Origin of the sequence: Nocardioides sp. (assembly GCF_047606145.1) — a bacterium.
GTDB lineage: Bacteria > Actinomycetota > Actinomycetes > Propionibacteriales > Nocardioidaceae > Nocardioides.
Map to the genome: position 1 here is coordinate 1 of NZ_JASGET010000108.1, position 18,447 is coordinate 18,447.

General features: G+C 70.8%; 19 protein-coding genes. 11 read left to right on the forward strand and 8 right to left on the reverse strand.

Annotation, left to right across the window (positions count from 1 at the left end; genetic code table 11):
- Together QM638_RS13755 and QM638_RS13760 are read right to left on the reverse strand one after the other, a co-directional pair.
- Positions 1-515 (reverse strand): DUF1992 domain-containing protein (locus tag QM638_RS13755; RefSeq protein ID WP_415142604.1); only part of this gene is annotated, 515 nt, incomplete at its 3' end.
- A 49-nt stretch (positions 516-564) separates the two neighbouring features.
- Positions 565-1,242 carry a class I SAM-dependent methyltransferase gene (locus tag QM638_RS13760; RefSeq protein ID WP_415142606.1) on the reverse strand — a complete coding sequence of 226 codons (678 nt, stop codon included), beginning with the start codon at positions 1,240-1,242 and terminating at the stop codon, positions 565-567.
- 66 nt (positions 1,243-1,308) lie between these two features.
- Between QM638_RS13760 and QM638_RS13765 the strand changes: the two genes are divergently transcribed.
- The gene (locus QM638_RS13765; protein ID WP_415142608.1) at positions 1,309-1,881 is read left to right on the forward strand and encodes a helix-turn-helix domain-containing protein; all 573 of its coding nucleotides are present in this window, start codon (positions 1,309-1,311) and stop codon (positions 1,879-1,881) included.
- A gap of 13 nt (positions 1,882-1,894) precedes the next feature.
- Here the strand turns inward: QM638_RS13765 and QM638_RS13770 are convergent, their stop codons facing one another.
- Positions 1,895-2,749 carry a TetR/AcrR family transcriptional regulator gene (locus tag QM638_RS13770; protein WP_415142610.1) on the reverse strand — a complete coding sequence of 285 codons (855 nt, stop codon included), beginning with the start codon at positions 2,747-2,749 and terminating at the stop codon, positions 1,895-1,897.
- 129 nt (positions 2,750-2,878) lie between these two features.
- Here QM638_RS13770 and QM638_RS13775 point away from each other — a divergent pair, with 129 nt between their 5' ends.
- The 4 genes from QM638_RS13775 to QM638_RS13790 all read left to right on the forward strand — a co-directional run bounded on the left by QM638_RS13775 (position 2,879) and on the right by QM638_RS13790 (position 5,205).
- Positions 2,879-3,052, forward strand: a complete 174-nt coding sequence (locus QM638_RS13775; RefSeq protein WP_415142612.1) for a CsbD family protein — start codon at positions 2,879-2,881, stop codon at positions 3,050-3,052.
- Between the two features lie 93 nt (positions 3,053-3,145).
- Positions 3,146-3,412 (forward strand): GlsB/YeaQ/YmgE family stress response membrane protein, encoded by a 267-nt coding sequence (locus QM638_RS13780; protein WP_415142614.1) that lies wholly within the window; start codon positions 3,146-3,148, stop codon positions 3,410-3,412.
- The gene (locus QM638_RS13785) at positions 3,409-3,861 is read left to right on the forward strand and encodes a LapA family protein (RefSeq protein ID WP_415142616.1); all 453 of its coding nucleotides are present in this window, start codon (positions 3,409-3,411) and stop codon (positions 3,859-3,861) included. The genes QM638_RS13780 and QM638_RS13785 overlap by 4 nt, the downstream gene beginning before the upstream one ends.
- A gap of 165 nt (positions 3,862-4,026) precedes the next feature.
- Positions 4,027-5,205, forward strand: a complete 1,179-nt coding sequence (locus QM638_RS13790) for a thiolase family protein (protein WP_415142618.1) — start codon at positions 4,027-4,029, stop codon at positions 5,203-5,205.
- Positions 5,206-5,207: 2 nt separating this feature from the next.
- On the opposite strand, the gene QM638_RS13795 is transcribed toward QM638_RS13790, so the two are convergent.
- Both QM638_RS13795 and QM638_RS13800 read right to left on the reverse strand, forming a co-directional pair.
- Positions 5,208-6,647, reverse strand: a complete 1,440-nt coding sequence (locus QM638_RS13795) for an MFS transporter (protein WP_415142619.1) — start codon at positions 6,645-6,647, stop codon at positions 5,208-5,210.
- The gene (locus tag QM638_RS13800) at positions 6,644-8,002 is read right to left on the reverse strand and encodes a M20/M25/M40 family metallo-hydrolase (RefSeq protein WP_415142621.1); all 1,359 of its coding nucleotides are present in this window, start codon (positions 8,000-8,002) and stop codon (positions 6,644-6,646) included. Before QM638_RS13800 ends, QM638_RS13795 begins: the two co-directional genes overlap by 4 nt.
- A gap of 689 nt (positions 8,003-8,691) precedes the next feature.
- Here QM638_RS13800 and QM638_RS13805 point away from each other — a divergent pair.
- Complete coding sequence (locus QM638_RS13805; RefSeq protein ID WP_415142623.1) at positions 8,692-9,237, forward strand: hypothetical protein; 546 nt, start codon at positions 8,692-8,694, stop codon at positions 9,235-9,237.
- Between the two features lie 742 nt (positions 9,238-9,979).
- Here QM638_RS13805 and QM638_RS13810 read toward each other — a convergent pair.
- From QM638_RS13810 to QM638_RS13820, 3 genes are all read right to left on the reverse strand, one after another.
- Positions 9,980-10,291: a hypothetical protein gene (locus QM638_RS13810; protein ID WP_415142625.1), complete on the reverse strand. Its 312-nt coding sequence runs from the start codon at positions 10,289-10,291 to the stop codon at positions 9,980-9,982.
- Positions 10,292-11,197: 906 nt separating this feature from the next.
- Positions 11,198-11,794: a nitroreductase family protein gene (locus QM638_RS13815; protein WP_415142627.1), complete on the reverse strand. Its 597-nt coding sequence runs from the start codon at positions 11,792-11,794 to the stop codon at positions 11,198-11,200.
- A 22-nt stretch (positions 11,795-11,816) separates the two neighbouring features.
- Positions 11,817-12,617, reverse strand: coding sequence for an IclR family transcriptional regulator (locus QM638_RS13820; RefSeq protein ID WP_415142629.1), 801 nt, complete (start codon positions 12,615-12,617; stop codon positions 11,817-11,819).
- A 101-nt stretch (positions 12,618-12,718) separates the two neighbouring features.
- On the opposite strand from QM638_RS13820, the gene hutU reads away from it, so the two are divergent.
- The 5 genes from hutU to QM638_RS13845 all read left to right on the forward strand — a co-directional run bounded on the left by hutU (position 12,719) and on the right by QM638_RS13845 (position 18,376).
- The gene (gene hutU / locus QM638_RS13825; RefSeq protein WP_415142630.1) at positions 12,719-14,431 is read left to right on the forward strand and encodes a urocanate hydratase; all 1,713 of its coding nucleotides are present in this window, start codon (positions 12,719-12,721) and stop codon (positions 14,429-14,431) included.
- 4 nt (positions 14,432-14,435) lie between these two features.
- A complete protein-coding gene (locus QM638_RS13830) occupies positions 14,436-15,641 on the forward strand; it encodes an allantoate amidohydrolase (protein ID WP_415142632.1) in 1,206 nt (401 codons plus the stop codon).
- Positions 15,638-16,891 carry a formimidoylglutamate deiminase gene (locus QM638_RS13835; protein ID WP_415142634.1) on the forward strand — a complete coding sequence of 418 codons (1,254 nt, stop codon included), beginning with the start codon at positions 15,638-15,640 and terminating at the stop codon, positions 16,889-16,891. Before QM638_RS13830 ends, QM638_RS13835 begins: the two co-directional genes overlap by 4 nt.
- The gene (gene hutI, locus QM638_RS13840; protein WP_415142636.1) at positions 16,888-18,087 is read left to right on the forward strand and encodes an imidazolonepropionase; all 1,200 of its coding nucleotides are present in this window, start codon (positions 16,888-16,890) and stop codon (positions 18,085-18,087) included. The genes QM638_RS13835 and hutI overlap by 4 nt, the downstream gene beginning before the upstream one ends.
- Positions 18,088-18,244: 157 nt before the next feature.
- Positions 18,245-18,376 (forward strand): hypothetical protein, encoded by a 132-nt coding sequence (locus QM638_RS13845; protein WP_415142638.1) that lies wholly within the window; start codon positions 18,245-18,247, stop codon positions 18,374-18,376.
- Positions 18,377-18,447: the final 71 nt, after the last annotated feature.

Here is an 18,447-nt window from a genome sequence, read left to right on the forward strand (position 1 = left end):
CGCGACGTGGAGACGACGCTGGCCGCCTGGCGGGCGCGTGCCGTGGACTCGGCCGCCGCGCGGCGTACGTTCGCCGCGTGCCGGGCCTCGCGCCGCTCCCGCCAGGCGGCCAGCGTCGTCTCCACGTCGCGCGGCATGGTGATCAGCGGCGGGCCCTGCGGGATGCCGTAGCGCGCCGCGATCACCCGGGAGTTGAAGTCCTCGACGATCTCCCGGGCAGCGGTCTCGCTCGCCTGCTCGTCGAGCAGGTCGTCGAGGGCCGCGTCGTCCTTGCGGAGCTGGATGCTCGGCGGCAGCACGGCCAACCGCTCGCGCTCGACCAGCTGCTTGAGCCACCAGTCCGGGTCGTGCTCGGCGCCCAGGCCCTCGATCGGCTTGCCGGCGCCGGGCAGGTCGTCGAACTCGCCGCGGGCGGCGGCGTCGGTGATGCTCGCCTCGACGTGGGAGACCACGTCGGTCATCCGTCGGGCCGCGGCCGCCTTCGAGGACATGTCGTGGTCTCTCGCGTCGCTCATCGGGCACCTCCGTGCCGGCAAGTCTACGAGGCGCGGCCAGAGCTCCTGCTCACCGGCGGCGACGCGCCAGCAGGGTGGAGTCGTGGACGTCGACCCGGACGCCGTCGCGGATCATCGTCCGCGGCCGCTGGTCGACGACCAGGGCCTCGAAGGAGTCGGGGAGAGCGGGCAGCAGATCGACGGCGTCGAACATCGCGTTGCGGTGCGCCGTGCTCAATTGGGTGAAGACCTCCGCGTAGGCATGCCCGACGACCAGCAGATGACCTCCCGGAGCGACCGCCTGCGCCAGTCGCCCGACGACGTCGACCATGCCGCCGTCGGGTGGATGCAGGAAGTGGGTGGTGACCAGATCGAAGGAACGGTCGCCGGCGGCGAACTCACGGGCATCGACCCGCCACCACGCGATGCGCTCCGCGACGCCCGCGGCCTCGGCGTGCCTGGCCGCCCGGGCGAGGCCGTTGGCCGAGAAGTCGGCACCGGTCACCCGCCAGCCCTGCTGTGCCAGCCAGATGGCGTCGCCGCCCTCGCCACAGCCCACGTCGAGCGCCGTCCCGGGGACGAGTGCGGAGACCTCGGCCACCAGCTGGGCGTTGGGCTTGCCGCTCCAGACCGACTCCTCGCCGGCGTACCGCTCGTCCCAGCTCTCCGGCTCGAAGACCGCGGCCGTCTCGTCGGCGTGCTCGTGGCGGTGCTGTCGTGGTCCGTCTCGGCCGTCGGGAGTGCTCATGGCCACCACCCTGCGCGCTCGGCGGCCGGTTGACAAATGCTGTTGCCGATTCGGCAAAATAGGGCGATGGCCGGATTCGACGAGGTGCTCGACGCGGTCGGCCCGCGGCTGCGGGCGCTGCGGCTGGCGAGCGGTGCCACCCTGGCCCAGCTCGCCGAGCGCACCGGGATCTCGGTGAGCACGCTGTCTCGGCTCGAGTCGGGCCGGCGCAAGCCGACCCTGGAGCTCCTGCTGCCGCTCGCCACGGCGCACCAGGTGCCGTTGGACGAGCTCGTCGATGCACCGGACACCGGCGATCCGCGGGTGCGAGCCAAGCCGATCCGGCGGCACGGGCGAACATTCGTCCCGTTGACCCGGCGTCCCGGCGGGTTGCAGGCGTTCAAGGTGATCGTGCCGCCGAACGATCCGCCGGAGCCGGTCGAACCGCGCGTACACGAGGGCTACGAGTGGATCTACGTCCTCTCCGGACGCCTTCACCTGGTGCTCGGCAACCGCGAGATCGACCTGGGGCCCGGTGAGGTGGTCGAGTTCGACACCCGAACCCCGCACATCGTGGCGAACCGAGCCGATCACCCCGCCGAGATGCTCGCACTCTTCGGGCCGCAGGGTGAGCGGATGCACGTGCGGTCCGGAGCCTGACCGTCGTGGGCGGTCAGCGCTGGGCGCCGATGCGGTCGAGTACGTCGACCAGTGACCGGCCGAACTCGGCGTCGTAGTGCTCCTCGGCGAGCTGGCCGGCCAGGCGGTGGATGACCGGGTAGGCGCTCGGGTCGATGTCGCCCTGCGGGTCTATGGCCCCGGCCGGGGAGTCGGTCCGCGCGATCGCCTCGGTCTCGGCCTCGGTGCGGGTCGGGGTCAGTCCGCCGGGCACCGGCTCCGGGTCGGCCCCGCCCGGGTCGAAGGCGCCATCGCCGGCCTGGGGGTCGCGCAGCGTGCGCGCGCCGGTCTCCATCAGCAGGTAGCCGAGGAGGAAGCTGTTGAAGGACCGGTAGGCGAAGAGCAGTCGGTCCTCGTCGAAGCCCTCGCCGGCGAGCGTGGCCAGCAGGTTCTCGATCCAGGCGAGCGACCGCAGCGGGGGGTTGACCCACGGTGCCTGGGAGGGTCGGGTGGCGACCAGCGGGAACGCATGCGGGTGCGCGAGCGCATAGCGACGTACGCCGTGCGCGAGACGGGTCAGGTAGTCGCGCCAGCCGTCGGGCGCATCGCGGCGTACCTCGGGATCGTGGTCCAGCTCGGCGACGATCAGGTCCGCCACGGCGTCGAGCAGCTCGTCGCGAGTGGTGAAGTACTTGTAGAGGGACATCGCCTGCACGTCGAGCCGGCCGGCGATGGCGCGCATCGAGGCCGCGCCCACCCCCTTGTCGTCGATCATCTCCAGCGCCACCTCGGCGATCCGTGACCGAGAGAGTCCGCGGCTGCGGTTGCGACGGTTCGAGGCGCGACGGGTCGAGCGCGAGCGCCGGTGCGCGGCGGCCTTCGCGGCCGGGTCGCCGCCTGGATCAGTCACAGGTCCATCGTGCCAAATGCGCGCGGCCCGCGCTTCGCGGCTGGTCTTGGCTTACGATGTACATCGTCGTAGGTTTACAACGTAAACCGAAGCCCGCATGGGCGCGGCGCTTCACGAGAGGAGATCGAGATGGGCCTGATCGACAAGGCGAAGAACGCTGCACAGAAGCTCACCGGTGAAGCCAAGGAGACGGTGGGAGAGCACACCGGCGACGACGAGCTCCGAGCCGAAGGTGCCAAGGACAAGGCCGCCGGCAGCTTGAAGAACGCCGGCGAGAACGTCAAGGACGCCTTCAAGGAGTAGGAGATCGCGCGGCCGGGACCATCCCGGCCCGCGCGCTCCGCGGCGCGTCGACGGGTCGCGTGCCTCCCACTCATCGTCAGACAAGGAACCTCAATGCTTGGTTTGATCATCAGCCTGATCATCGTCGGGCTCATCGCCGGTGCGCTGGCCCGGCTACTGGTGCCCGGGCGCCAGGACCTCTCGATCCCGGCGACGATCCTGCTCGGGATCATCGGCTCGTTCGTCGGCGGATTCCTCGGCTACCTCGTCTTCGGCAAGGACGGGGACGACGGGTTCTTCCAGCCGTCCGGGATCATCGGGTCGGTCATCGGCGCGGTCATCGTGCTGCTGATCTGGACTCGGGTGCGCAGTCGGCAATGAGCGAGCAGCACGACGACCGCCGCGCCTCCCGCAGCACTGCGGGAGGCGCGGCGGCCTCGGGGCCGGATCCCGTCGAGCCATCGCCCGGGGCCGCCGACGGTGCCGACGGGCAGCCGGTCCCCGACGGGGCCGGGGCCGTCGATCGCCCGCTGGCCGGGCTGAACAGCCGCGGCAGGGTACGGCGTACCCGGGCCGGCGCGGCCTGGCTCGGGCTCGTCCTGGCCGCCCTGCTGGCGATCCTGTTCCTGATCTTCATCCTGCAGAACTCACGACGCGTCTCGATTCGCTTCCTCGGCTTCGACGGGCATCTGCCGCTCGCCATCGCGCTGCTCCTCTCCGCGGTCACCGGGATGCTGCTGATAGCCGTGCCCGGAGCGGCCAGGATCATCCAGCTCCGCCGGGCGCTGCGGAAGAACGCGGTCGCGGCGCGTCCCGGCGCCGGCCGATAGGCGCGCCTGGTCCATCCCGTCTCATCCTCGTCTCATCCGGTCAGCTCGCTTGCGGCTGGTGCCGGCCTCGCCGCCGGGCCATGCCCTCGACCGCGGCGAGCAGATGTCGGCTATCCCACTCGACGAGTGCTGGTCACCCCGGGTGGGAGTTCCTAGGATCGCGGCATGGCTGAGGAGAAGATCGTCCTGGTCGACGGCGCGCGGACGCCCGTCGGCAGCTTCGGTGGCGCGTTCAAGGACGTGCCGGCCCACGAGCTCGGCGCGGCCGCCGCCCGCGAGGCGCTCGCTCGGGCGGGCGTCGCGGCCGAGGACGTCGAGGAGGTCGTGATGGGCTGCATCGGGCAGGTGGGCCCGGATGCGTACAACGCCCGTCGGGTGGCGATCACCGCCGGCCTGCCGACGAGCACGCCGGCGTACACCGTCAACCGGCTCTGCGGGTCGGGTCTGCAGGCGGTCTGGTCGGCCGCGATGGAGATGCGCTGGAACGGGCTCGACCTCGCGCTCGCCGGTGGAGACGAGTCGATGACCCGGATGCCGTTCTACGACTTCGGTGCCCGCCACGGCTACCGGCTCGGCGACCGCACGCTGGTCGACGGCACGGTGATGATGCTGACCGACCCGTTCGGCGGCATCCACATGGGGGTGACCGCCGAGAACGTGGCCAGCCGGTACGGCGTCAGCCGGCTGGAGCAGGACGAGTTCGCGCTGGAGTCCCAGCGCCGGGCCGCGACCGCGGAGGCGCAGGCCGTCTTCGCCGAGGAGATCGTGCCGGTCGAGACCGGAGGGCGGCGTTCGGTCACCGTCTCGACCGACGAGCACCCCAAGCCGGAGACCACCCTGGAGGTCCTCTCCGGGCTGCGCCCGGCCTTCGTCAAGGACGGCACCGTGACGGCGGGGAACGCGTCCGGGATCAACGATGCCGGGGCCGCGCTGGTGCTGGCCACCGAGTCCGCGGCCCGGGAGCGGGGACTGCGACCGCTGGCCTCGCTGGAGGCGGTCACCACCGCGGCGATGGAGCCGGAGCTGATGGGCTACGCGCCGGTGCTGGCGCTGCAGGCGCTCTTCGAGAAGACCGGGACCTCGCCCGCCGACATCGGCACCTTCGAGGTCAACGAGGCGTTCGCCGCCCAGGCGGTGGCGGTGGTGCGCGACGCCAAGCTCGACCAGGCCAGGGTCAACCCGTACGGCGGCGCCATCGCGCTGGGTCACGCGGTCGGGGCCACCGGCGCCATCCTGACGCTGCGGGTGGCCAAGGACCTGGTGCGCCGCGATCTGGAGCTCGGCGTGGTCACCATGTGCATCGGCGGCGGACAGGCGCTGGCCGCGCTGCTCCGCCGGGCCTGAGGCTAGCGGGACCGGGCCGGGATCGTGGTCCGGCGTCGGCCGGCCAGCAGCAACAGCCCCGCCAGCGCGGCCGAGGCGGCGCAGACCGCCCACACCGTCAGGTAGCCCGACAGCGGCGCATGGCCGCGGGTCGGGTCGGCGATGGACCCGGTCGCGGAGAGCGCGATGGCGAAGACCGCGGAGGCGATGGCGCCGCCGATCGTCTTGACGGCGTTGGTCATCCCGGTCGCGAAGGCGGTGCGCTCGGTCGGGGCGGCGGCCGCCGCGGCCGCGGGGATGGAGGCGACCAGGGTCCCGGACCCGACGCCGATGATCACCATGTTGAGCACCGCCTGCCCGGTGTGGGCGTGCAGCGGCAGCCAGAGCGCATAGCCGATCGCGACCAGCGCACAGCCGAACACCTGGGCGCCGGTCGCGCCCAGCCGGCGGGCGAGGATCGGCAGGCCGAACGCGCCGGCGGCCATCGCGACGACGTAGACGGCGATCAGCAGCGAGACGAACCCGGCCCCGGCGCCCAGCCCGTAGCCGGCCGACGGATCGGTCCGGGCGAAGGTGGACAACGGGATCTGCGCCCCGAGCACCGACATCCCGAAGAAGAACGCGGCCGCCTGCACCGGCCACTGACCCGGCTCGGCGAGAAGTCGTACGTCGACCAGCGGCTCGTCACGCGAGGCCTCGATCCGCCAGAACGGCACCAGTGCCAGGACGCCGAGCGCCACCAACAGCCAGGCCAGGACCGAGCCGACCCCCAGCACCCGGACGCAGACCAGACCACCCATCACCAGCCCCAGCGCCAGACTGAGTGCGGCCAGCCCGGGGTAGTCGAAGCCGGCGACGATCCGGTTCGGCCGCTCGTCCGGGACTCCGCGCCGGATCACCAGATAGGTCGCGCTGACCGCCAGCGCGGGGAAGGCGAGCACGAGCGCCATCGGCATCGAGCCGACCAGCACGCCCGAGAGACCGGCGCCGAGGATCACGGCGAGCTCCAGTGCCCCGACCAGCACGCCCGCGGCCCTGCGGGTCAGCGCGGTGTCACCGGCGGTGCGGCGATGGATGATCGCGATCTCCAACGGCAGCCAGACCACGTAGGCGCCCTGCAGCGCCCAGCCGGCCAGGAACGCCGGGAAGCTCGGGGCGGCCACCAGCCACCACGACGCCAGCGCGGTGATGGCGGTGGCCAGCAGCAGCACCCGGCGGTGGCCGATCGCGTCGCCGAGCCGGGCCAGCGGCGGCACCGCCAGCGCGGAGACGATCAGCTGGGCCGCCTCCAGCCAGTTGATGTCGGCGTCGTGGGTGCCGAGATGGTCGGCCAGGTCGGAGTAGATCGGGGTGTAGTAGCCCTGCAGGATCCCGCTGGCCGCCTCCACGCAGACCAGGAAGCCGACGATGCGCCACAGGTCGATCGCGATCCGGCTGGTCGTCGTACGCTCCGTCGAGGTCACGGCACGCGATCTGGCAGGGAGGAGATCAGGCGCCGGTAGTAGCGGACGCCGGCGTGCAGGTCCGCGACCCGCAGGTGCTCGTCGCCGGCGTGGATGGAACGGCGCTGGGCGGCGGTCATCCGGAACGGCGCGAACCGGTACACCCGGTCGCAGATGGCATGGAAGAACCGCGAGTCGGTCGCGGCGAGCACGACGTACGGCGCTGCGATCGCGTCGTCGAAGACCTCGGCGATGCAGGTCTCGAGCAGCGCGAACGCGTCGTCGCGCGGACTGACCGGACTCGGTTCGCCGGGGTCGGTGACCTCGATCAGCACCCGCTTGTCGCCGATGATCCGCCGCAGCCGCTCGGCGGTCTCGGCCACGCTCTCACCGATCATGATCCGCAGGTTCACCCCGGCGGTGGCCGAGGAGGCGATCACGTTGTGCGCCGGACTGCCGGACAGCGTGGTGATGGCGATGGTGGTGCGCACCAGCGCCGCCGGCTCCGGGCCGAGCCTGGTCAGCGCCCGGGCCAGCGCCGGCCGGAGTCGGTCGGCGTGGGTGAAGAGCGGTCGCAGCGGGGCCGGGGCGTGCGGCGCGAGCCGGCGCATCAGCTCCAGCGTCGGCTCCGGCACGCTGAGCGGCATCGAGGCCGCGTCGAGCCGGCGGATCGCGCGGGCCAGCCGCGAGGTCGGGCCGTTGCGGCGCGGCGTGGAGGAGTGGCCGCCGTCGCCGCGCACGGTCAGCTCCACGCTCGTCGTACCCTTCTCCGCCACCCCGATCACCGCCACCGGCGCGGCGATCCCGGGGAACGCGTCGTGCGCCACCGCGCCGCCCTCGTCCAGCACGAACCAGGGCCGTACGCCGCGCCGGCGGAGCTCCTCGACGGCGTCCTGTGCGCACCGGCCGGAGATCTCCTCGTCCGCGCCGAAGCTGAGCCAGACGTCCTGGGCCGGGGTGAGGCCGTCGGCGAGCAGGCCCTCGACGGCCGCGCAGATCGCGACCAGGCTGCCCTTGTCGTCGAGCGTGCCGCGGCCCCAGACGACCGGCCCGTCGGCGGTCTCCTCGACCTCGCCACCGAACGGGTCATGGGTCCATCGCCCGGAGACGGGTACGACGTCCTGGTGCGCCATCAGGACGGCCGGTCTGGCGCTGCTCGCGCCAGCCCAGTGCAGCAGCAGCCCGTGGGTGGCGATCGGGACGATCTCCAGCCGGTCGTGCAGCAGCGGGAACCGCTCCCGGAGCACCTGGTGCAGCCGCTCGAAGGCGGCATGGTCGATCCGGTCGGGTTCGCGGTCGCTGATCGTCGGGATCCGGACCAGCTCCTGCAGGGCGGCCACCGGGTCGACGCGTTCGGCGCGGGCATCGGCGTTCACCCTGCGGACGCTATCGCGAGGCGCTGTGGAACGCCGGAGGATCGGGGGTCGACCGGGGCGACTGGCTGGTCGCTCCGAGCACACTGTCTGAGATCTTGCTGAGCTTCTTCCCTTCGTGAGGCAGATGCCGCATCGGCACCCTAAGTTCTGGTTGTCTTGCTGCGCGATTCGGGTCGGCAGCCCTCATGGTCCTGGAGCTCTGCCTGATGCGTGCCGTGGCTGGTGGTGTGTCTTCGTCGGCGATGGCGGCTCGGGCCTCGGCTCGTCGGGTGGAGGATCTCCCGGGCGAATCGGGGCGCCCCGGGTGCTGGCGAATCCGGATGAAGGTGGTTGGCGGTTGCCGCGACGCGGGCGGATTCGGTCCGAGATGGAACCTGGAAGTCGATATCCCAAGAACGTGGATGCGCCCCACGATCTATCGATGCGTATGGAGTCCTGTTCCGACGTACATGAAGGTCTGGACGAACTGACATGTTGCGACATCTGAACAGAAGCACGTTGCGGATCGCGGCCGAAAGGGTCGTGCTGTATGCGGTACTACTGTACGTGCTGCGGTTAGCGTTCGATGATGGATCGATCTGGGGGGTCCTGACGTGGCCGATTGTATGGGGAAATCTCCATGGTGCGCTTCTCCATGAACAGTGGAAGCGGTCGAATCCGGAACCGTCGCGTCGAGAGCCGGATTGAGGATGGCTCGCCATCAGGACCCGACCCTGTGGATCGATTCCAGCGTCAGGGGGCGTCCGAGAGCGACGATCAAGTTCGGGCGGCAGTTCGGCCGAGTGGTCCCGCGGGTCAACGAGGTCCAGAGGCGGATGAACCGACTGAAGTGGGAATACCTGGCGATGGTGAAACTGATGTTCGCTCGATGGATGATGAGTCGTGCGGAGAATTTTCTTGATGCACTCGAAGACACATTCAGTCGATGGTCCCTCGATGATGAGCCTGGCCTTGCGCAAGTCATCGTCTGTCTTCCCAACACCTTGATCCATTTCAATGAGCCGGTCGACAACACGGTGATCGACACTATCAACGATTCTCTTGGTGGCGTGGGACATTGCGACGAGATTCATAGTTCTCCCAGAGTCGAGAAGTATTATGTGTATGGTGACGATCTCGAGGCGATGGCTAGTGTCGTCACTCAGGTATGTATCGAGAAGTTGGGCCGCAGCGATGCGTATCTGCTCTGCACGGCGGCCGACCGATCCGTGGTGAATCGGCGCCGATCGGTTTGATCCCAGATCCAACAGAGGATTGAGCGGTGTGAGCTTTTCTCACCAGGCACCGCGTTGTCGGTGAAGAAGGACAAGTGCGGCGGCGGTGATGCCGGTGACTCGGTTCGGGTCGAGGGTGACGTGGCGCGGCGCTTGCCAGGTCTGCTTCAACAGGGCGTTATCGCGTTTCGGTTGGGGCGACCCGTCGCGGCGATGAGGGTGTTCTGGGCGCGGGTGTTTCCAGCGCGGTTGCGGCCCTTGATCGGTACGATCTGACTCGCACAGGTAGGCCTCGGTTCCGCTGGCTGGTTCGGCGTCGTAGCAGGTCAGGTGGAACGCCGGGGATCGGGTCGACGAGCGGGCGACTGGCCGCTCGGTGCTTGATCTGTGAGAGGTCCCTGAATTCCCTATTCGCGCGTTGAGCGCTGTGCGGTCGGCGAATCGTGATGGCTGAATGAGAGAGCCGGGCTTGGCCGCACTGGATGAGGTGTTCAAGAACGGCGACTCGCAATACCAGGTCGTTGTGGTGCCGGCGCTGTCCGCTCTTCGCGGATATCTCGTTACTCTCGGCCGGTCGAATAATTGCTGATTTTCGTATTAATTTGGGGATGTTTGATCAGCGAAGAAAATAGATGGATCGCTTCTGGGCCGAGCCCCTGAGGGTCAATGGCCGTCACCGACTGGTGCGGCCCGCACGATCCGACTTAGGGTCCCGCGACCGACGAGACCGCACGAGTTTGGAGATCCGTGCCCAATTGGGCTCCTAGGCGTCGAAATTAATCCGTAGCGTGCTTCCATAGGAGATGTGCGCTCCGGAGTCATCGTCAGGGTCGCTCGGACGGTCCCCTCCGAACTCCCAGAGGACGGTTGCGCGATAGGCGTATCCGTCCTGCTCAAGCTCCTCGTATTCGAAGGAGAATCGCCTCCCTATTGCGATGTCTTCGAAACGAATACCCCTCAGCATCGACACATGAAGCCATGCTGGAGAGGGGATTGACTCCGAAGAGACGGAGCCGCTGCCCTCTTCCGCATTCCATGAGGTTACCTCGCCGACGGCGGCCTGCGGAAGGTTCATGACTTGACAGATCTGACTATGCCAGCAATTGCCAGCGATCCCGTACCCACTTCTCCAGAAACTTCGACGCGGAAGGTAAAGTAGTCTTGGTAGATAACTATATCTTTCTTCTTCACGGGTCTGAATGTTCCGTGAAACTGGTACGTCGCACCTGTCGAGTGAGCGCTCGATCTTGGCTTACGGGTACCGTTACGCCACCACCACATCCCCGTCTCATCTACGGGACCAGTAATTATTCCGACTAGCGCTGTGCTCAAGCTAAATCTCCAAAACACTCGCTTTGTTTTGCAGACGTTATCTAAATAGAGCGTTCCGTTCGCGTCGTGGTATCGCTTTGTAACGCCGCAGGGAAGTCTCGGAACTGGTGAGGCGGTGACCCCTGGCGTATTCGTTGGGCTTACCGTCCGATTCGATAGAATCTTCTTGCTTCCCAAGTGAATCTTCAGCTTCGACTTGTACGCCTTTCGAGCGACCTTCTTTTCTGAAGCGCCCGTGAGGGTGAGCGACAATGTCGAAGACAGTGGTCTTGTGACCGATGGCGATGAAGGCGGATCCTCGGCGGGTATCGCGCCTGACGAGGCCCATGCAGAGACCGTCACGGCAGTGAAAGATGCAGCCAGGGCCAAGACGATTGAACGCATGCCGAGTCGCTCCACTTCTTGTGAACAACCACGATCTTTCCGGTCGGCATCTTGCCACTGGGCCGGGCGGGCTGCAAGGAAGGCTCTCGCCGTCTACGCCGAACGCTGGGTCGGGTCGAGAGTAGGTGGCCGGGGTGCGGCGCATGGTCGAGGGCCGCCGACGGTACAGGCGCCGACCAGCCTGTCCTCGTCACCGAGTGCGCCGACTCCGCGGTCCGTGGTTGACGAACGGGGACCGCGCGTTGAAGCTCGTGTCGCACTCGGGTTACCAGGTGTTGCGGTGGATCACCTGCTCCAGCGGGGTACGGCGTCGACGGGTCGGTGAGCCCTGGGCGCCGCCGTCGGCGGGATGGCCGATGGCGACGGCGCCGATCGGGTCGAACTCGTCCGGGATCGCGAACCTGGCGCGCACCGTGGCGTCGACCTCCGGCGGGATGCCGAAGTAGAGCGCGCCCAGTCCCTCGTCGACCACCGTCTGCAGGATCAGCAGGGTGGCCATCGCGGCGTCCATGTGCCAGAAGGGCATCGGCCAGCGAGCCTCGTCGCGATCGGTCCAGCCCTTGTCGGGCTTCGCGTAGCGCTCCAGATAGGCGTGCTTCGAGCTGCACGGCAGGATGATCACCGGGGCCTTCATCATGCCGGTCAGCCATTCGTCGGGCGCGGAGACGTCGGCGGTCGCCTCCCAGTAGCTCCGCACCGCGGCCGGGGTGTCGAGCACCAGGAACGCCCACCCCTGGCTGAACCCGGCGTTGGGTGCGCGCACGGCGTGGTGCAGCGCCCGGTCGATCACCGCGGGGTCGACCGGAGCGTCGGTGTAGTTGCGGACCATCTTGCGGCGACGTACCACCTCGGCGAACTCCATGCTGGCAGCCTGCCGCATCGCCTCAACTCGCCCACGCCCCGGCTCGGTCGGCGCCGCCCAGCCGGCGGGTCAGCATGGCGGCCGTCTCGGCGGCGGCCGCGGTCAGCGCGACCGGGGGCACGCCGGCGAGCAGGCGGGCGGCGAGAAAGGTGACGGCCACCGCGGCGACCGGCTGCCCGTTGTGGTCGAAGACCGCCCGGGCCGCGGTGGCCAATCCCGGGGTCACCTCGCCGTCCTCGACGCCGAAGCCGCGTGCGCGGGTGTCGGCGAGCAGCCGACGGAGCTCGGTGAGCGTCCGCGGGCCGCGGTCGTTCCGGTCGACGTACGCCTCGGGTTCGGCGAAGATCGCGCGGACCTGGGCATCGGGCAGGGCGGCGAGCATGGCCCGGCCGCTGGCGGTGAGCTGGGCCGGCAGCCGGACCCCGACCTCGGTCACCATCGGTGGCTGACCGGGCGCCCTCTCCTCGATCACGTAGAGCACCTCGCGGCCGTGCAGCACCGCCAGGTGCGCGCCGTGGCCCAGTCCGTCCGCCCCGACCCGGTCGGCCAGGTCGGCCAATGGTCGGCGGGCCAGCCGGGCCAGTGGCGCCTGCCGGGCGTAGCCGCTGCCGACCTCGAACGCCGCCGGTCCGAGACCGTAGCGGGACTGCTCGGCCAGGTGCAGCACGAAACCCTCGGCCGCCATCGCGGTCAGCAGGTGGTAGGCGGTGCTGCGGGGCAGGTCGCAGCGCTCTGCGATGTGGGCCAGCGGGACCGGGTCGGGTTGGCTGGCCAGGAAGCGCAGCACCCGCAACGTGCGGGTCGCCGCCGGAACCTGACTCATCCCCCGAGGATAGGAGCCACCGACGACGCCTGTCTCGGATCCGAGACAGAACGCGGCGTCCGGCTCTGGCGCGACCGGTCCCCCGGCGCTGGAATTGACCCATGGCCGAGAACCCGCGTCTCCCGATCCACGCCGCCCATGGCACCGAGCTGACCGCCCGCTCGTGGCAGACCGAAGCGCCGCTACGGATGCTGATGAACAACCTCGATCCCGAGGTCGCCGAGGCTCCTGCGGACCTGGTCGTCTACGGCGGCACCGGTCGAGCGGCCCGATCCTGGGAGGCGTACGACGCCCTGGTGCGCACGCTCACCACGCTGGGTCCGGACGAGACGATGCTGGTCCAGTCCGGCAAGCCGGTCGGCGTGATGCGGACCCACGAGTGGGCGCCTCGGGTGCTGATCGCCAACTCCAACCTGGTCGGCGACTGGGCCAACTGGGAGGAGTTCCGGCGCCTGGAGGAACTGGGGCTGACGATGTACGGCCAGATGACGGCCGGCTCGTGGATCTACATCGGCACCCAGGGGATCCTGCAGGGCACCTTCGAGACCTTCGCGGCGGTGGCCGACAAGATCTCGACGAGCTCGCGCACCGGTGGGCGTGGCACCCTGGCCGGGACCATCACACTCACCGCCGGCCTCGGTGGCATGGGCGGCGCCCAGCCGCTCGCGGTGACGATGAACGACGGGGTGGTGATCTGTGTCGAGTGCGACCAGTCCCGGATCGATCGACGGATCAAGCATCGCTATCTCGACGTACAGGCCGACGACCTCGACCACGCGCTGGCGCTGGCGATCGAGGCCCGCGACGCGCGCCGGCCGCTCTCGATCGGTCTGCTCGGCAACGCCGCCGAGGTGGTGCCGGCCCTGCTCGAGCGGGATGCGCCGATCGACGTCGTCACCGACCAGACCTCGGCGCACGATCCGCTGGCCTACCTGCCGGTGGGCGTGCCGTTCGAGGAGTGGCAGACCCAGCGCGAGGCCGACCCGGTCGGCTTCACCAAGGCCGCCCGGGCCTCGATGGCGGCCCACGTGCGCGCGATGGTCGGCTTCCTCGATCGCGGCGCCGAGGTGTTCGACTACGGCAACTCGATCCGCGACGAGGCCCGCACGGGTGGTTACGACCGCGCCTTCGCGTTCCCCGGGTTCGTGCCGGCCTACATCCGGCCGCTGTTCTGCGAGGGGAAGGGCCCGTTCCGCTGGGCGGCGCTGTCGGGCGACCCGGAGGACATCCGCAAGACCGACGAGGCCATCCTCGAGCTGTTCGGCGAGAACGAGCGGCTGCGCACCTGGATCACCATGGCGCAGGAGCGGGTCCACTACCAGGGACTGCCGGCGCGGATCTGCTGGCTCGGCTACGGCGAGCGCCACCTCGCCGGCCTGCGCTTCAACGAGATGGTCGCCTCGGGCGAGCTGAAGGCGCCGATCGTCATCGGCCGCGACCACCTCGACTGCGGCTCGGTCGCCTCGCCGTACCGCGAGACCGAGGCGATGCTCGACGGCTCCGACGCGATCGCCGACTGGGCGCTGCTCAATGCGCTGGTCAACACCGCCTCCGGTGCCACCTGGGTCTCCATCCACCACGGCGGCGGCGTCGGGATGGGGCGCTCCATCCACGCCGGCCAGGTCTGTGTCGCCGACGGCACGCCGCTGGCCGCGGAGAAGATCGAACGGGTGCTCACCAACGACCCGGGCATGGGCGTGATCAGGCACGCCGACGCCGGCTACGACCGCGCCGCCGAGGTGGCGGCGGAGCGTGGCGTGCCCATCCCGATGCAGCACGGCCCGATGCAGCACGGCCCGATGCAGGAGGATTGATCGGGTGAGCAGGCCCGCTGACTTCGAACGGATGTGGCGCGACCTGGCGCCGATCGGTCGCTCGGCGGCCTCGGGTGGGTACTTCCGCCAGCCCTGGCGGGCCGCCGAGCTGGAGCTGCGCGCGTGGTTCCGGGAGGCGGCCACGGCGCGCGGGCTCCGCATCCGAGAGGACCCGTTCGGCAACCTGGTCGCCTGGTGGGGCGAGCCCGGCGCCGTCGGCGGGGTGCTGACCGGCTCGCACCTCGACTCGGTCCTCGACGGCGGCGCGTACGACGGCCCGCTCGGTGTCGTCTCGGCCTTCGCCGCCCTCGACCTGATGCGGGCACACGGCGTCCGGCCGGCCCGGCCGCTCGGTGTCGCCGCCTTCGTCGAGGAGGAGGGGTCGCGGTTCGGGCGCGCCTGTCTCGGCTCCAGGCTCGCGGTCGGGGCGATCACGTGGGCGGAGGCGCGCGAGCTGGTCGACCGCGACGGCGTCCGCCTGGGCGATGTCGTCGCGGGGCCCTCCGGCGCGGAGCCGGCCCTCCTCCACGGCGTCGAGACCTACCTCGAGCTGCACGTCGAGCAGGGCCGCGGGCTGATCGAGCGCGACGCCGCGGTCGGTGTCGCCAGCGGGATCTGGCCGCACGGCCGCTATCGGTACGACATCGTCGGCCGGGCCGATCACGCCGGCACGACCCGGATGGAGGACCGCGCCGACCCGATGCTCACCTATGCGATGACCGCCCTGGCCGCCAACAAGCAGGCGCGGCTCGCCGGCCAGCGCGCCACCTTCGGCCGGTTCGACGTCGCCCCCAACGGCACCAACGCGGTCCCGTCCCGGGTCACCGCGTGGCTCGACGCCCGGGCCGAGTCCGAGGAGCGGCTCGCCGCCCTCGTCGCCGCCGTCGAGCGACAGGCCGGCGAACGGGCGAGCCGGGACGGCACCACCGTCACCGTGACCGCGGAGTCGGTCAGCGGTGAGGTCCGTTTCGAGACGACCCTGCGCGACGCCGTCGCGCTCCGCCTCGGCGGCGTGCCGGTGCTGCCGACCCAGGCCGGCCACGACGCCGGGATCCTGCAGGCCGCCGGCATCGCCAGCGCGATGCTCTTCGTCCGCAACCCCACCGGCATCTCGCATTCCCCCGCCGAGGCGGCCGAGATGGCGGACTGCCTGGCCGGGGCGGAGGCACTGGCGGACGCGCTGACCGGCCTGGTGGGGGAGGGATCGTGACGGCGTACCTGCTCGAGCATGCCTGGGTCGACCGGGCGGTGCGCGACCGGGTGCGGGTCGAGATCGAGGGTGGCGTGCTCACCGCCGTCGAGCCCGACGCCACCCAGACCGCGACGCCGCTGCGCGGCCTGACCCTGCCCGGCTTCGCCAACACCCACAGCCATGCGTTCCATCGGGCTCTGCGGGGCCGCACCCAGCGGCGGAGCGGCACGTTCTGGACCTGGCGCGAGCAGATGTACGACGCGGCGGCCCGGCTCGACCCGGAGACCTACGTCGATCTCGCCCGGGCCACCTACGCCGAGATGCTCGCGGCCGGCTACACCTCGGTCAGCGAGTTCCACTACGTGCACCACCAGCCCGACGGCACGCCGTACGACGACCCGAACGCGCTGGGCCATGCGCTCGTCGCGGCGGCGGAGGCGGTCGGCATCCGGCTGATCCTGCTCGACACCTGCTACCTGGCCGGTGGCATCGGCCAGCCGCTGTCGCCGGCCCAGCAGAGGTTCGGCGACGGCGACGCCGACCGCTGGGCCGAGCGGGTCGCGGAGATCGAGCACGACCGGGTCGGCGGAGCGATCCACTCGGTGCGCGCCGTGCCGCGCGACCAGCTGCCCACCGTGGTGGCGGCCATGCGAGGCCGGCAGCTGCACGCCCACGTCTCCGAGCAGCCCGCGGAGAACGAGGCCTGCCGGGCGGCGTACGGCCTCACCCCGACGGCGCTCCTGGCCGACGCCGGCGCGCTCGGCCCGGACACCACGGCCGTGCACGCCACCCACCTGGTCGACGACGACGTCCGGCTGCTGGCGCGGAGCGACACCGAGGTCAGCCTCTGCCCGACCACCGAGCGCGACCTCGGCGACGGCATCGGCCCGGCCCGGGTCCTCACCGACGCCGGCGTGCGGATCAGCGTCGGCAGCGACAGCCAGGCCGTCGTCGACCCGTTCGAGGAGCTGCGGGCGGTCGAGATGGACGAGCGCCTGGCGAGCCGCTCCCGGGGCAGGTACGGCGCCGCGGACCTGCTGACCCGGTGCGCCGGCCGGATCGCCGTCGGCGAGCCCGCGGACCTGGTCACCGTCGACCTCGACTCACCGCGCACCGCCGGCACCGGCGCCGACGAGCACGCCGCCGTCTTCGCGGCGACCGCCGCCGACGTCACCCAGGTCGTCGCCGGGGGCCGTGTCGTCTTCGACGGCGACCACGGCCGGGTCGGCCGCGATCTGGCGGCCGCCATCGGGAGGCTGTGGAGATGAGCACCCTGATCACCAACATCGGCGAGCTGGTCACCAACGATGCGGGCAGCAACGATGCGGGCACCGGACGGCCGGACACGGCGCCCTCGGCCGACCTGCTCGGGATCCGCACCGGTGCGGCGCTGGTGATCGAGGACGGCACGGTGGCCTGGATCGGCGACGCCGCCACCGCGCCGGCCGCCGACGAGCGCCACGACGTGGGCGGACGCGCGGTGACACCCGGGTTCGTCGACAGCCACAGCCATCTGGTCTTCGCCGGGGACCGTGGCGCCGAGTTCGCGGCTCGGATGGCGGGGGAGTCGTACGCCGCCGGCGGCATCCGCACCACCGTCGCCGCCACCCGGGCGGCCTCCGACGACCAGCTCACCGCGGGGGTGGCACACCAGGTCGCCCAGATGCGCCGGCAGGGGACGACCTGCGTCGAGATCAAGTCCGGGTACGGGCTGAGCGTCGACGACGAGGCACGGGCCCTGCGGATCGCGCGCGGGTTCACCGCCGAGACCACCTTCCTGGGGGCGCACGTGGTGCCGCCGGAGTACGCCGCGGACCCGGCCGGCTACGTCGACCTGGTGACCGGACCGATGCTGGTGGCCGCCGCGCCGTACGCCCGCTGGATCGACGCCTTCTGCGAGCGCGGTGCCTTCGACGTCGACCAGGCCCGTGCCGTGCTGGCCGCCGGCGCTGCCGCCGGACTGCGCGGCCGGTTGCACGCCAACCAGTTGGGCGCCGGCGGCGGGGTGCTGCTCGCCTGCGAGCTGGGCCTGGCCGCGGTCGACCACTGCACCTTCCTCACCGACGCCGACGTGGCGGCACTCGCCTCCTCCGGCACCGTGGCCACCCTGCTGCCCGGGGTGGAGTTCTCCACCAGACAGCCGTATCCCGATGCCCGCCGGCTGCTGGACGCCGGGGTCCGGGTCGCGCTCGCCTCGGACTGCAACCCCGGCTCCTGCTACACCTCCTCGCTCCCGTTCTGCATCGCCCTGGCGGTGCGGGAGATGGGCATGACCCCGAGCGAGGCCCTCCACGCCGCCACCGCCGGCGGCGCCGCGGCACTGGACCGGCACGACGTGGGTCGCCTCGTCCCCGGGGCACGCGCCGATCTCGTCGTCCTCGACGCGCCCTCGCACCTGCATCTCGCCTACCGGCCGGGGATGCCGCTGGTGCGGGCCGTCTACCGCGCCGGCGTACCGCTCTGAGGTGCGGGTCTGAGGTGCGGGTCTGAGGTACGTCGCGGGTGCACCGGCGGTAAGGATCGGCAGGAGCCGGCAAGGATAGGGAACCCGCCGGATGTCCGCGCCTACCTCAGAGCGGGAGCGTGGTCTCACGATCACGAGACGAAGGCGAGGTAGCGCCATGCACACCTACATCAACCCCGGCTACGAGGCCGAGATCAAGTTCCGTGCCGAGCGGGCCCGCGAGGAGATCGCCCTTCGCCGCAGCCGGCGTGAGCTGCGCCGGGCCACCCGGCGACGCCGGGCCCAGTGACGCCCCCGCGAGGCGGCGGGACGCGACGGCGGTGACCGGGGCGGGACGGTGACGGCCGGGACGGCGGCGAG